The sequence below is a fragment of the Telluria sp. ZT3P26 genome, from assembly GCF_059686035.1.
The window spans coordinates 356878-370431 of sequence record NZ_JCASII010000002.1; the positions used below are offsets into that span (position 1 = coordinate 356878).

Genomic DNA, 13554 nt, shown 5'->3' on the forward strand with positions numbered 1-13554 from the left:
CGAGGACTGGCGCCCGATACCGGTCGAACTATCCCCGGAGGCCGCAGCGGCGCTGCAGGAAACGCTCGACGCGCTGGTACCTACCCCCTCTGCGCTGCATCTGCTCCTGGCCGAGAGCCTCCCACCAAAAACCCGTTGACCAGTTGAGCCGGCTCAAGTCAGCGGCCTTGGCCAACAGAACCAACAAGCTCGCTTAGGCGGGCTTTTTTTACGTCTGCGAGAAATATTTTTCAACAAAATTTCCCTTTGTTTCACAGTCGACCAACCGCGCATTGTAGCGAGTACTACCTCCGCGTTCGGAATTCGAAGGCGCTAGGCGACTTCGGCAAGCAGCGGTACACCCGGATTTTGCGTCTGGTGTGCGAAAAAACCGACGAGGCCTGCGTTGAGCGCGAAATCGCTGCAAAGCGTGTTGGTAGCATCCTCGATGCGGCGCCAAGCTCAGAAACTTCCGCGAAATACGGTGTAACTTACAATCGTCGTGTGACTCTTGAAGAGCTCAAGATGTACAACTAAACCGAACAATATAATTGACGCTCCCGACAGCCTAGCTGTCTGGAGCGTTTTTCTTTTCGGGATGACTTGTACGACAAGTTAGAAAACGCCCACCTCGCTGCAGGGTGAGGCGCGGTTCCGCGAGCTAAAAACAGCTACGATGGCTTCACCGCGTGGGGCTGAGGTCCCTCTAAAAAGAGCGGCCAGGTCTCGGCCAAGGTGCTGGCCCGGCGATTCTTGGCCAGCCTCGAGACTGTTCCGCCTAGCGCCCTGACTTGAGTCGCGAGAATGAAAACCCAGCAGTTACCGCTCTAGCTGCCCGAGCCGGTGGGTTTAGAAGAGGTTTAACCTCGTACCCAGCGAGCGGTTCAGCCGGGCAGGGAATTCGACAAGAGACAAAGACGTTCACGCCTTTCGAATCCATGACTTCCCGGAAGTACTCGCCCCGGCATTATAGGCTGAGCTGTCAGCCGAGGCGAACGGGTTTGCAGCTTTTCGCTAGCGACATCGTCTTCCTCGGCTCTTGACAAGCTAGAAAATTGTGATTGACGACTAGGATGCTAAGTGACCTACTAAGCTCTCACAACGGAGATGATTCTGAGGTAGGTAACGTTTCCAAATGTAGCTCTAAGTGCCTTTGATTCAGCTTCCTCGGCAGATGAGGCTTCTATAATTTGGGATGTAGTTTGGCCACCATTACGCTCGAAAGTAACTTTCCATTTTTTCATCTAATTCTCTCTTGGTTGAACATTTGCATTAATTACAATTTTTGGGGTACTTCTACTAGTAAAAATGAAACGAATAAATCTCATTCTTAAAGCTTGACTTTAAGCCGATTTCCTGGCTTAGGATTACTCTCAGGAACATCTTGAGCTTGCTCAATCTTTTTTTCGATTTCAACTTTTTCTGCCTCCAACTGAGTAGTCAGAGATGCAATCAACTGCTCTACTACCTCAATCGATTGAGCAATAGCGGAACTCAGCTGAGGGGCCGGGATGTCGCACTCAGCACATAGCCCTCGTAGGCTGATGCGGTCGTCTTCGCTCATTTCCCCGACCACGCCGACCACAACGTTTTTTTTGAGAAGCGCAAGTAAAGCTAGAGCGGCGTCTAACTTTTTAGTTGTATTTTTCATATTTTTCTCGTAACGCGAAGTTGTAACATCACAATTGTTGTTGATTTTTAATTGTAACTCGGTGAGCTGCTTACGGTGGCCTTTACCAGCGGAGTTAGCGTGAGTACACCGGAAATTACGGTCTTGGTCATTGCCGCATTCGTTGGCGGATTTGCCGCCGGCCGCGTGTTCAGCCTACGGCGCAAGGCCGGTTGAGCCGGCAAAACTTACAGGAGGCACCATGTCCAGGCCGCGGCAATAGGCGGGTACCAGCCGAAGGTGGCGCTGGTGCAGGGAAAGGAGGGTGCGCTGGCGCTGGACGGCGTCGAGCGAGACGGCGAGGACTGGCACCCGATACCGGTCGAACTATCCCCGGAGGCCGCAGCGGCGCTGCAGGAAACGCTCGACGCGCTGGTGCCTACCCCCTCTGCGCTGCATCTGCTGCTGGCCGAGAGCCTCCCACCAAAAACCCGTTGACCAGTTGAGCCGGCTCAAGTCCGCAGCCGTGGCCAACACCAGTTCCAGAACCCTCGCTTAGCGATTTTAATTCACTCTACTGGTCAAGAGTTCATAATGAAGAATACGAATATAGTGGTAAACGTGCATTTCCTTAGCTGGCTCCAACAACGCATGGAAATTTAATGGGTCCTGTTCTCTACCTCGATTACGACGGCGTGCTGCATCCCGCCGATGTTCGTGTTCCAGTGGACGACCGCACACGTGCGCGCGTTTATTACCGCGGTCAGCCAACTGCTCACCCCTTATTCGAGCATGCGCCTCTACTGGAGCGCATCTTGCAGCCGTTCCCAGCCGTTCAGATAGTTCTGGCAACATTGTGGGCTCGGGAGCTCGGCTTAGAGTATGCGGCGCAGCAACTGCCCCTCGGCCTCCGGGAGCGCGTTATTGACACAGTCTGGTGCGGCTCGTTGATTGAATACCCGCCCGGTTCACGGTATGAAGTTATCCAGACTGATGCTTATGCCCGAGGCTTGACCCGATGGCTGGCGCTTGACGACGACCTGAATGACTGGCCCGAGAACCGTCTGCACCTAGTAGTAGCGCCGAACGACACATGGCTAGGATTAGCACAACCAGGCGTCTCTGACGAATTGTCTGCAGCACTAGAAGTTCTCTGTTCTGGCAGTTCGCTTGAGGGACGTATACGCGCGCACCCAAGGTTATCCCCGACAACCGGCCGCATATTTGGCACAGATTGAGCCGCTCAAGAACCGGTTGAGCCGGCTCAACTCCTCTTCGCAGAGTACCATTACTAAACATGTCGCCTATCCTATATCTCGACTAGGACAGCGTTTGGCATCCGGCAAACGTGTGTGCAACTAACGACCATGCCCAACATCACAACCCTGGCAACTATTGCCAGGTTTTTTCTTTCGTGGGCCCTCTCAACCACGAGTGGGCGATGCCATAAAAATAGAAGTGCACAGAGCGGTTGGTTTCGTGAACATCTACTTGTATGTGAACGAATTAAGCCGGCTCAACTCTGCGGATATGGCATTAAAGCGCCACCGTTAAGAGAAGCTATCTGCTGCCTAAGCTGCACCCAGCGGACCTTGGAATCAGTTAAAACGAGCGCACGGAGTAGAGTGAAGCTCTTGTAGCGCGAGTCTCACTCATATTAGGTGTCAGGGTCCCAGCTCGGCCGGCAGCGTCTAAGATAGCTTGAGCGGTATGAGAGAGGGACGGTGGTGGTGGTGCTCTACACTGCTTAGTGAGAAAAGGGCCCTCTTCAGAGGGCCCCGAATAACTATGTGCCAACCTGCGAGCCGGCTCTCCCAAGTGGTAATTTATCCTGTCTAAAGTTCTTCGCGAGCCATGCAACGTGCCAACCCCGTACCCAATCGCCGGAATGTTCGCAATAGTGCATGGGTGCGTGTGGCGGATGGCCAGTGCGGTATGCCTTCATGCCATCGCTAAAGGCCCTGTTAGTTCGGAATTGCAGAAATGCGTTCATTCATGGATGTCCTATATGCGTGCCTTGCTTGTATAGCAATTCTTTGCAAAAAAGCGCTCCAATCACTGAATGGAGGAATTTCTGACTAGAAGTACCGCTTCCCAAAAGTGCACATGCGAGAGCTCCTGGACGTAGGCCGGAACAACCACTGTGGCAACATCAAGAACTTTGGACGAGGCGGCTTGGTACTGCGCGATGCCACGGTGGTCGCTGGCTGAGAGATAGGGGGTATCAGAATTCCGATTGACCGAGTGTTAAGTGGGGTGTAAAGTGTCAACCTGTCTGTCAAGTACACTATCGAGGATGTCATGGGAAAGAAGCTGGCCAATGCACCGCTTTACTACACGGTTGCTCAAGTTCAGTTTAACCATGTACTGGACCTGGATAGCTACGTCCCTACTATTCAGTCGAAGATGCGTGAAGCGCACTTCCCTGATTTCAAGAAGGAAGTATTTCAGCGCCTTGATTTTCCTGTGCTGGGAACCCAGCAAGGGCAGATGGTCCCCCCTACGTTGACAACGCAGGCACGCTACTTGTTTGGCGACATCGACAGTCGGAGTGCGTTTCTCCTGGAGACCAACGCGCTAACGTTACAGACCACTGCGTACGATACCTTCGAGACGTTCTCTGCGATGTTGCTAACGGGGTTAGGTTTCTTGCATAGCGCCATGCGCCTTGACTTCGTCGAGCGTATTGGTCTGCGCTATTTGGATGCAGTACAGCCCTTCAAGGATGGGGAGACGCTTCGAGACTACTTAGTTCCTGAAGTGTTAGGGCTATCGTTGCGAGGAGAAGGACAACTTCAGCAATCGGTCAGCGAGACTACGGTTTCAACGACTGCAGGTCAGCTCATTTCGCGCGTTATTGTTCGCAATGGACAAATCGGATTGCCAATGGAACTGGGTGGGCTGGCTCTCGTCATCGAACCACGCTTCACTCAGCATGAAGGATTGCATGCTATGGTCGATACAGATGCTTCGATTGTGCATCGAGAGGCATTCGAATTGTCCAAAGTGGAAGAGCGACTAACCGCCCTCCACGATGAAATCGACAAGTCTTTCAAAGCGACGGTTACAAACCATGCCTGGGCCTCGTGGGCCTAACAGGAGAGCATTATGGACGCCACATTGAGCTACAAATATGGTGGATGGGTTCCTGAACGAGGGACAGCTACTGGTGTCACATCCACTGTCGTTCGCCTAGTCGGATGGGTGGCGGCTGCAGGTGCCGCACTCGCTGCTGTGGGCACCGGGGGGGAACTTTCGATTGAGCACTTGCAGCGCAATGCCCATCAGGCGCAGTACAGGGCACCTACTATTGAAGTTGCCGAAGTTGAGCTGGTTCGTACTCCTACTGAGAACCTGACACGTATCCGTGAAGTACTGAACCCGGCAGTGTCAGACCTTGCGACTACCTTCGGCGTGTCGCGCCAGTCTATATATAACTGGCTCAATGGCGACCCTGTTGCGGACGAAAACGCAGCCAAGCTGCAGGACCTTGCTCAAGCTGCGGACGTGCTGGCGCACGAAGGCGTGACCGTCAATGCGGCGCTGCTGAAACGCAAGTTTGCCAGTGGCCGGACGCTGCTGCAGGTTGCTCAGGCAGGTGAATCTGCGAGTGACGCCGCGCTAATGCTAGTGCAGATTCACAAGCGCGAAGCAGCTCAACGTGAGCGTATGAGCGCTCGATTTGCGAATCGACCAAGGACAGCGCCGACCGCTGACTTTGACCTCCCCGCATCCAACGACCAAGTCTGAAGGTGAGACGTGGCGGAATGGAACCGTGACACCTTATGGCGCCAAGGGTATCTACTAGGTAGCGACGCAATAGCTGCCTTAGGACTTCGTCACGCTGCGGAGCCTGCGCAGACCCTCGTCATTGTCGCCAGCCATGACTGCGACCTTGCGCAGGCCCCGGAAGGAGAGCCTGTCATCGAAGTAGTTGTCGGCCGCTTGGTAACGGACAAAGACGGCAACGCCACACATGCAAAGAACGCTCGCAAGCTACATGTAGAGTTTGGCGGCGTTGCTACTTTCTGGGCCGAGTTCGAGGCTACAGCCAAGATACCAATTGAAAAGCTGGCACTCAACGAATTCGCCCCACGCACCGACGCTACTTTGTCTCCCGAGAATCACGCCATCCTGCAGATGTGGTTGGCCAGCCGTTACCGTCGCTCAGCATTTCCAGATGAGTTCGAGCGCCGGCTAAACTCGAAAGAGTTCAAGCTGGCCGAGAAAATCGCAAAGGCAGTGAAGCCGCATGGTGAACTGATTGCAGGTGTCTTCTTCGATGTGGACGGAGGCGAAGAATTAGCGCGGAGCGGTCCAGACGATACCTACACCTTGGATATCATTATTCTGCACGCAGCAGAAACAGATTTCATGACAGCAGAAGCGGCTGCACAAAAAGTTGCGCAAGCCATTCAAAGCGTGTTCAATGAAAAGCTGTTTGCGCCGAGCAAGACTTGGCAGCACATTGAGCTACGCTCCTGTGAGGCCATCTCTGAGACAGTACTTTCCTATCATGATTTCAAGCAACTCAAACGCTGGCGGCTGGAACACATTAGCCTTGCCGCTGACCCGCAACAACCAGTGCTGGCGGAATAACATATCTGCGCTCTCTCCGGAAGCTGCGTCGGGCGCAATGCACCGAGGCAATTATTGCGCGTAGCAGCAGCAGCGGTCGGATTTACCGAGCGCTAGCATTTGGGCTCGGCAAGAGGCATGATACGGCCTCGTCAACAATTCACATGCCTTGTGCGCGTCTCTTGGCAACCTGCGCCGGCAGTCGCGAACAGGCTCCAGATGTGTCCAAGCTAGAAGCACAGTTGCCACAGCAGCTCTTTTGTGCCAGGAGCAACTCTCCTCTTACGAAACCAGTTCGCTGCGAAAATTTCAATCTCCAGACTTCTGCACTTTATAAATCGCGTTTTTGTGAGCAATACCTACCATGAGCAATAAACTATCTCTTGAGGCTCTTGAGACCTGGCTTTGGGAGTCCGCCAATATCCTGCGCGGTTCCATTGACTCGTCTGACTTCAAGAACTACATCTTCGGCCTGCTGTTCCTGAAACGTTTCAACGACGTGTTCGAAGAGCGCACCGCCCAGTTGGTGAAGGACGAGGGCCTGACAGGAAGGGAAGCTGAGGAAGAAGTCCAAGACAAGTGGGGACGCTTCCCCATCAGCGCTCGCTGGCACGAGCTGATTGCGCGTACTGAAAACATCGGCGAGGCGCTGGACAAAGCCTTTGCCACTATTGAAGCCAACAACCCCGAACTGCAACACGTGCTGACCGCCACCCAGTACGGCGACAAGCGCGTGCTGTCCGATGCCACCCTGCAGCGGCTATTGCGCCACTTTAACCAGTACAAACTCGGTAACGCCGACCTGTACAAGGCGGATATGCTGGGTGACGCCTACGAGTACCTCATCAAGCAGTTTGCCGACGACGCCGGTAAGAAGGGCGGCGAGTTTTACACGCCCAAGTCCGTGGTGCAACTGGTTGTCGAACTCATTGACCCCCAGCCGGGTCATTCCGTATATGACCCGACCTGCGGTAGTGGTGGCATGCTGGTGGAAAGCGCCCATCACATTGCCAATCTGTCCGACGGCACCATCATGGGCAAGCCGAACGTGCTGCTGTTCGGCCAGGAGAAAAACCTCGGCACTTGGGCCATCGCTAAGTTGAATCTCTACCTGCACAATATGCGTGCCGAGATTGAGCGTGGGGACACGCTTGTCGAACCCAAGCATTTGGATGGCGATTACCTCCAGACATTCGACCGCGTAATTGCGAATCCGCCGTTCTCGGCCAAGTCCTGGTGGGCGCCGCTGGAACTGGCCAATGAAGCCGAGCAGGATAGCGACAAGAAGCCCAAGGCACCCAACTACAAACAGGTCAGCGACCCGTACGGACGCTTTGTCTATGGCATTCCGCCGCGCAGCTATGCCGACCTCGCTTTTGCTCAGCACATGCTGGCTAGCCTGAAGGCCGACGGCCGTATGGGTATCATCTTGCCGCATGGTGTGCTGTTCCGTAGCGGTGAAGAAGGCAAGATTCGTGAGGGGCTTCTGTTCGGCACCGATACCGCGAGCGGCAACCAACCGGGCGACTTGATTGAGGCAATCGTGGGCCTGCCGTCGGCCTTGTTTTATAACACCGACATTCCAGCCTGTATCCTAGTTCTAAATAAGCAGAAGCCGCCCGCTCTTAAGGGAAAAGTCATCATCATCGATGCTAGTGCAAACTACCTCGAAGGCAAGGCCCAGAACAGCCTCCGTCCAGCCGACATTGTCCGCATTGTTAGCACGCATAAGACTGCATTCGACAACCAGACTGAGGTTGAAAACTACTGTCGAGTGGTAACAATTGAGGAAATTCGTGGCAACGAATGTAACCTTAATTTCTCTCGTTACATTGATAATGGCGTGCTCGAAGAGCCCGTAGACGTCATCGCTACATTAGCGAAATTGGCCGACTTGGCCAACGAAGAGACGCAGATAAACGTGCGGCTAAATGCTTATCTTGCAGAGCTCGGCTTGCTGGAGAAGGCGGTATGAGTGCGACAAAAATGGCTGGGCATGATGCAAGCATTTCCGGCGGGATTCCGTCTACGTGGAAGGTAAAGTCGCTTGGCCAGGTTGCCACTGAATGCAAGGTGCGGAACAACGCCAAAGTTGACGACAAATTATTGTGTGGTGTTTTGAAGAATCAGGGGCTCGCGCCGATGCGCGAGCGCGTGAAGGGTGTCTCGACCGACCGATGCAAGGTGGTGGCTCCGAACGCATTCGCGTACAACCCGATGCGACTTAATATCGGCTCGATTGCTAGGAATAAGAACCAACACGCGGTAATGGTCAGCCCGGACTATATAGTATTCGAGACCGACACTCTTCAATTACTACCAATCTACCTCGACCAAGTTCGGCGTTCTGGTCTCTGGGAGCGATATGTCGGCGCATCCGGCGACGGAAGCGTTCGAGTTCGCATCTACTATGAGGACCTTGCGCGCTTTGAATTCCCGATACCACCGATTCCTGAACAACAAAAAATTGCAGCCATCCTCACAGCTGTAGACGACCAATTGGATGTAATCTGTCGTCAGATTGCATCTACTAGAACTCTGAAACAGGGCCTGATGCAAACATTATTCAGCCGAGAAGTAAGCACTTGCGACAGCAACGAATGGCCAATAGTGCCTCTGTGTGACGTTGCTGAAGTGCGAACTGGAGTTGCGAAAGGTAAAAAAGAATTAAAAGAACCAGTGCAATTGCCTTACTTGCGTGTTGCAAACGTTCAAGATACCCTTATTGACCTTAGAGAGGTCAAAATGATTGAGATTGAAGCAACCCAAGTTGCCCGATATTCTCTCCAGCCCGGCGATGTGCTTATGACCGAAGGTGGAGACTTTGACAAGCTAGGGCGAGGGGGGGTGTGGAAGGGACAGATTTCTCCTTGCCTTCATCAGAACCATGTCTTCGCAGTGCGGCCGGCGCCCGACAAGTTGAATCCTGATTATCTTGCTGCGTTAGCGGCAAGCGATTATGGGCGAAAATATTTTCTATCCTGCGCAAAACGTACAACCAACCTAGCCAGCATCAATTCTTCGCAACTCAAGGCATTTCCAGTGCTTTTGCCATCGCTCTCAGTTCAGAGTGAGATTGCCACGGTAGTTGACGCCATCAACGCAAAAATCGCTGTACTAGAAGAAAAGCAGGCAACTCAAAAAATTCTCAAACGCGGCCTAATGCAAAAACTGCTGACTGGAGAGTGGCGGGTAGCTCTAGGTGCGCAGCAAGAAGTGGCTCTTGCCGCCTGACCGATAGAACAGAAAACAAACGAAAAAGGCGCAACAATGCTGGCTGCAGAGAAGACTGGTGTCGAAACCCCAGCTATCGAATCGCTGGTCAAACTGGGCTACACAAATCTGTCAGGCAGCAAGGTCGAGGTCCAACACCGCCATCTGGCTCCCGTCCTCGAAAGCGTGCTCCGACCCAGGCTTCTAAGTCTGAATCCATGGCTACGCACAGCGCCAGGCGGCGTCGATACGGCGCTGATTGAGCTACGCAAGCGGGTAAACGATGACCTGTCGCCCGCGAATAGGGCGTTTTGGGAGCAGGCCGTGCATCGCGCCGACATCCAGGTCAAGGATGTCGAGGGCAGGCCGCGGAGCGTGCGTTTCTTCGACGCGACCACGGCTACCAATAACGACTTTCACGTGGTAGACCAGTACGTCGGCCAGAATGCCGACGGCGACCTGTTCCGACCCGACCTGCTGTTGTTCATCAACGGCCTGCCGCTGGCCATCATCGAATGCAAGGCCGGCCATCTTCGGCTGGACGAAGCGCTGGCACAACTGGACGGCTACCAGGCCAGTTTTCCTGCGCAGTTCGTATTCAACCAAGTCTGCGTGGGCCTGAACCGGCGCGAGGGCCTGTACGGCGCCATCCTCACCAAGCCAGCGTTCTACGCACAATACAGGCTGCAGGACACCGAACTGGCCGCGGTGTCTGGTGTGCTAGGGGCAGACCCAAGCACACAAGACCAGCTGTTGTGGGCACTGTTTGAACCGAGCCGTTTTCTCGAGTTGGTGACCCATTTCGTACTGTTCGAGACACGCGACGGAAAGACAGTCAAGAAGCTGCCGCGCTATCAGCAATGGCGCGCGGTGCGCAAAACCATTGCCCGGCTGACGGCGGCTAAGCCTATCGGCGGCGTGGTGTGGCACACACAGGGCAGCGGGAAGTCACTGACTATGGCGCTACTGGCCCGGATGCTGCGGGCCGATAGCACCGGGCTCAATAACCCGACCGTGCTCGTACTCACCGACCGCAGAGACCTCGACAAGCAAATCTTCGATACCTTCCACGCGGTCGGCATCAAGGCAATTCAGGCTGTGTCGGTCGATGGTCTGGGAAAGTTACTTGGCAACGATTACGGCAGTATCTTCACCAGCACCGTGCAGAAGTTTCAGGAGAACGAACAGTCGAACGCCCCGGCCGATGCGCCTTCGGATGCGGACACCACCACCCTGGAAGCAACGCGACACCGGCGCGTGCGCGAGGGTAAGGACTTCTTCATGGTAGAGGAGCGCAACATGTGCTTCGGCCAGTTTGATGACGAGGGGGTGATGCTAGACGCCCGATGGGAAGTAATGAGGCGAGAGCAGGTCAACTTCAGAGTGTTGAGCGCGAAGCCGAACTGCTATGTGCTGGTCGACGAAGCGCACCGAAGCCAGTACGACTTCCTGGCCGCATTCATGCGCGCCAGTTTGCCCAACGCCAAATTCATTGCGTTCACCGGCACGCCGCTGCTGAATGACGACAAGCACACGCTGGCCGAGTTTGGTGGGGACACATATATCGATGAATACCGCCTGCATGAGGCGGTAGCCGACGGCGCGACTCTGCCCATCAAGTACCTGGACGCCTGGGTGGACTTGACCCCGGATGCGCAGCTTGACCAAGCGTTTAAGGACCATTTCGACAAAGAAGCGGAGGGCCGCCAGCAGGCGCTCAAGAAAGCGCTGTTGGCCCGCTGGCGGCAGGCCGGCGACCGCATGGAACAGGTCGCAGCGCACCTGGTCGAACACTTCGTCGCCAACGTCCAGGCCAAAGGGCTTAAGGCCATGCTGGTGTGCGACGGTCGTGACATGGCGGTGCGCTACAAGGATTTGCTTGATGGCTTAATGGAAGAACGGAAAGCCAGCGGCTTGCCGACCTTCGAAAGTCGGGTGGTAATCTCGCTGGCAAGCGTCACCGCGTCACGCACCGGCATTTCGGTGCATGAAGCCGCTGCTGAGTATAAGCTGAGCCGAAACCAGATTCAGACCATCGAAGAACGCATCAGAAGCGAGCTGCACGCTGGCAAACGGCCGGTCGCTGTGCCCACGGAACAAGTGGCCAACTTCGTCAGCAAGTTGTTCCCGCTTCCCTATGGCGACGAGACCAAGGGTCGGGACGGGCAGGCCCACGCCAACAATGTGGGCCTCATCATCGTCTCCGATATGCTTTTGACCGGCTGGGACGCCCCGATTGTCGGTACCATGTACCTCGACAAGCCATTGAAGGAACACACGCTTCTACAGGCGATTGCACGGGTCAACCGCACTATGGCAGGCAAGAATGCGGGCTATGTCGTCGATTACCATGGAGTGGTGGAGCACCTCGACCATGCGCTGAAAATTTACGGTGGGGAAGTGCAGCCAGCCCAAGTCTGGGAAGGCGTCGAAAGCGAATTGCCCAAGCTGCAAGCGACACTCGACCGCATTCTAAAATTGCTGCCGAAGAAGCACGACCCGGTCCGACAGCGCGAGGATTATAAGGATGACGCCGAGCGTTTCCTTGACCCGACGAGCAGGCTGGACGCGGTCGAAGACTTCCTGGAGTTGGCCAAGCAGTTCAACCGAAGCATTGACATCATCTTGCCCGATGTGCGCGGCGTATCCTTCAAGTCGTACTTCACACTGTTCGCGGAAATCCGCCTCATGCTGCGCGACAAGTTGCCCGGCAACACCTATCGCGAGCGCATCACAAAGCTTGAGTCGGTGCTGTTACAGCAACTGCTGGATGATTATATTGCTGCTAGCCCGGCCAGGAGCCTGCTGGGTAAGGAGGTGTCGATTCTGGATGCCGGCGACATGGCCCGCCTGCGGAAATTGGCGAGCCCTGGCAGTCAGGCGCTGGTAATGAAAAACCAGTTGAAGCACACCATTGTCACCGGCAGAGACAAAGACCCGGCCTTCTTCGACAAGTTGGCTGAGGAACTGGAAAAGCTGCTGGCGGAAGAAGCCGCCGGCCGTATCAGTCAAGCTCAGTTTCTGGAGCAGCTCGACCTGTTTGGCCAACGTATCAAAGACAAGGACAACACTGGCTTCGCTCATCCGGCGCATTCAGCGACATATCACTACTTGGCCGCCTTGTTGGCGGAAGAAACAGCAAGGGTGGCGACGACCACACTGTTCGACGATGTCAGCCTGAGTAGCGCAATTGTTGCGGCCAACTGGAAACAGATGCATGACCTGCACCCAGAAATCCGCGACTTGCTGCGTAAGTTACTGATGCCCCTGGCTGGTTGGGAACGGTCGGTCGCCCGCGACCACGCAAGCCGCATTCTGGATATTTTGCTCAAGAACTGACCATGCCCTTTTTGCAGTACGGCCAGACCATTATCGAATGGCGCTTCCAACCCGATGCCAAGCTGAAGCGCCATTACGTGACCGTGGAGCACGGACAGCCGGTACTGTTACGTGGACCGATGGTTGACTCCGCCAGACAAGAAGCTTTGGTGAGTGGTCGTGCCCGTTGGATACGGGATAGGCTGGCATTGGTGAACTTGCCACAGAGCGCCGAAGCCATCACCACAGGCAGCAGGCTGCGCTACTGCGGGCGGACCTACTTCACCGAAGTGCGGCATTGTCCGGAATTGACCAAGCCCAGGGTAACCTTTACCGCATCGCGTTTTATTGTTGAAAACCCGAATGGCCTGGTCATCCAGTTTGATGCACTAATGCCTTGGCTGGAGCAGTTTTACCGCGAACGTGCGCATGAAAAGCTGCCAGTACGGGTGCGTCATTGGGAGCGACAGACGGGTTTGAAGGCTGGTGGCGCCCGCATTCGGCACTTCCAAAGCCGCTGGGCCAGTTGCGATACCCACAACGTGCTCGAATTTCACCCACGCGTGATGGAGCTTCCTGCAAGCGTACAGGACTACGTCATTGTCCATGAGCTATGCCACACGGTGGAAAAGAACCATACAAAAGCATTCTGGGCGCTAGTGGCACGACACATGCCCGATTGGCATCGGCAGCACGAGACCTTGGAACTGGCAGTGTTTGGGGACGCAATCTAGGGACGGTTGGGCCACCGCGAATCCCTACCGGCTTCCACTCACCTCAGATATTTCGAAGCAGCGCGGCCCCGGGCATCCGGACAGACGTCGTCAACTTTCGGACAGCCTGGCGTCTTTCCGGGT

General features: G+C 55.0%; 10 protein-coding genes. 9 read left to right on the forward strand and 1 reads right to left on the reverse strand.

The window, feature by feature from the left end:
• Positions 1-1309: 1309 nt before the first annotated feature.
• A complete protein-coding gene (locus AC56LN_RS09470) occupies positions 1310-1630 on the reverse strand; it encodes a hypothetical protein (protein WP_499571208.1) in 321 nt (106 codons plus the stop codon).
• Positions 1631-1897: 267 nt separating this feature from the next.
• Here AC56LN_RS09470 and AC56LN_RS09475 point away from each other — a divergent pair, with 267 nt between their 5' ends.
• The 9 genes from AC56LN_RS09475 to AC56LN_RS09515 all read left to right on the forward strand — a co-directional run bounded on the left by AC56LN_RS09475 (position 1898) and on the right by AC56LN_RS09515 (position 13431).
• Positions 1898-2086, forward strand: a complete 189-nt coding sequence (locus AC56LN_RS09475) for a hypothetical protein (RefSeq protein WP_499571210.1) — start codon at positions 1898-1900, stop codon at positions 2084-2086.
• A 164-nt stretch (positions 2087-2250) separates the two neighbouring features.
• Positions 2251-2826 (forward strand): HAD domain-containing protein, encoded by a 576-nt coding sequence (locus tag AC56LN_RS09480; protein ID WP_499571212.1) that lies wholly within the window; start codon positions 2251-2253, stop codon positions 2824-2826.
• A 1063-nt stretch (positions 2827-3889) separates the two neighbouring features.
• On the forward strand, positions 3890-4684 hold the full coding sequence (locus AC56LN_RS09485; protein WP_499571214.1) for a TIGR04255 family protein: 795 nt from the start codon (positions 3890-3892) through the stop codon (positions 4682-4684).
• 12 nt (positions 4685-4696) lie between these two features.
• Positions 4697-5338, forward strand: coding sequence for a hypothetical protein (locus AC56LN_RS09490; RefSeq protein ID WP_499571215.1), 642 nt, complete (start codon positions 4697-4699; stop codon positions 5336-5338).
• Between the two features lie 9 nt (positions 5339-5347).
• Positions 5348-6187, forward strand: coding sequence for a hypothetical protein (locus AC56LN_RS09495; protein WP_499571217.1), 840 nt, complete (start codon positions 5348-5350; stop codon positions 6185-6187).
• 343 nt (positions 6188-6530) lie between these two features.
• Positions 6531-8141 (forward strand): type I restriction-modification system subunit M, encoded by a 1611-nt coding sequence (locus tag AC56LN_RS09500; RefSeq protein ID WP_499571219.1) that lies wholly within the window; start codon positions 6531-6533, stop codon positions 8139-8141.
• On the forward strand, positions 8138-9400 hold the full coding sequence (locus tag AC56LN_RS09505) for a restriction endonuclease subunit S (RefSeq protein ID WP_499571221.1): 1263 nt from the start codon (positions 8138-8140) through the stop codon (positions 9398-9400). Before AC56LN_RS09500 ends, AC56LN_RS09505 begins: the two co-directional genes overlap by 4 nt.
• Before the next feature lie 36 nt (positions 9401-9436).
• Entirely contained in the window at positions 9437-12718 is a 3282-nt protein-coding gene (locus AC56LN_RS09510) for a type I restriction endonuclease subunit R (protein ID WP_499571222.1), read from the forward strand.
• A 2-nt stretch (positions 12719-12720) separates the two neighbouring features.
• On the forward strand, positions 12721-13431 hold the full coding sequence (locus AC56LN_RS09515; protein ID WP_499571224.1) for a YgjP family zinc-dependent metalloprotease: 711 nt from the start codon (positions 12721-12723) through the stop codon (positions 13429-13431).
• Positions 13432-13554: the final 123 nt, after the last annotated feature.

What these genes read in the sequence shown, in the direction of transcription:
- AC56LN_RS09470 (WP_499571208.1), bottom strand. Translation starts at nt 1,630, where the DNA reads ATGAAAAATACAACTAAAAAGTTAGACGCCGCTCTAGCTTTACTTGCG.
- AC56LN_RS09515 (WP_499571224.1), top strand. Translation starts at nt 12,721, where the DNA reads ATGCCCTTTTTGCAGTACGGCCAGACCATTATCGAATGGCGCTTCCAA.
- AC56LN_RS09480 (WP_499571212.1), top strand. Translation starts at nt 2,251, where the DNA reads ATGGGTCCTGTTCTCTACCTCGATTACGACGGCGTGCTGCATCCCGCC.
- AC56LN_RS09510 (WP_499571222.1), top strand. Translation starts at nt 9,437, where the DNA reads ATGCTGGCTGCAGAGAAGACTGGTGTCGAAACCCCAGCTATCGAATCG.
- AC56LN_RS09485 (WP_499571214.1), top strand. Translation starts at nt 3,890, where the DNA reads ATGGGAAAGAAGCTGGCCAATGCACCGCTTTACTACACGGTTGCTCAA.
- AC56LN_RS09505 (WP_499571221.1), top strand. Translation starts at nt 8,138, where the DNA reads ATGAGTGCGACAAAAATGGCTGGGCATGATGCAAGCATTTCCGGCGGG.
- AC56LN_RS09500 (WP_499571219.1), top strand. Translation starts at nt 6,531, where the DNA reads ATGAGCAATAAACTATCTCTTGAGGCTCTTGAGACCTGGCTTTGGGAG.
- AC56LN_RS09490 (WP_499571215.1), top strand. Translation starts at nt 4,697, where the DNA reads ATGGACGCCACATTGAGCTACAAATATGGTGGATGGGTTCCTGAACGA.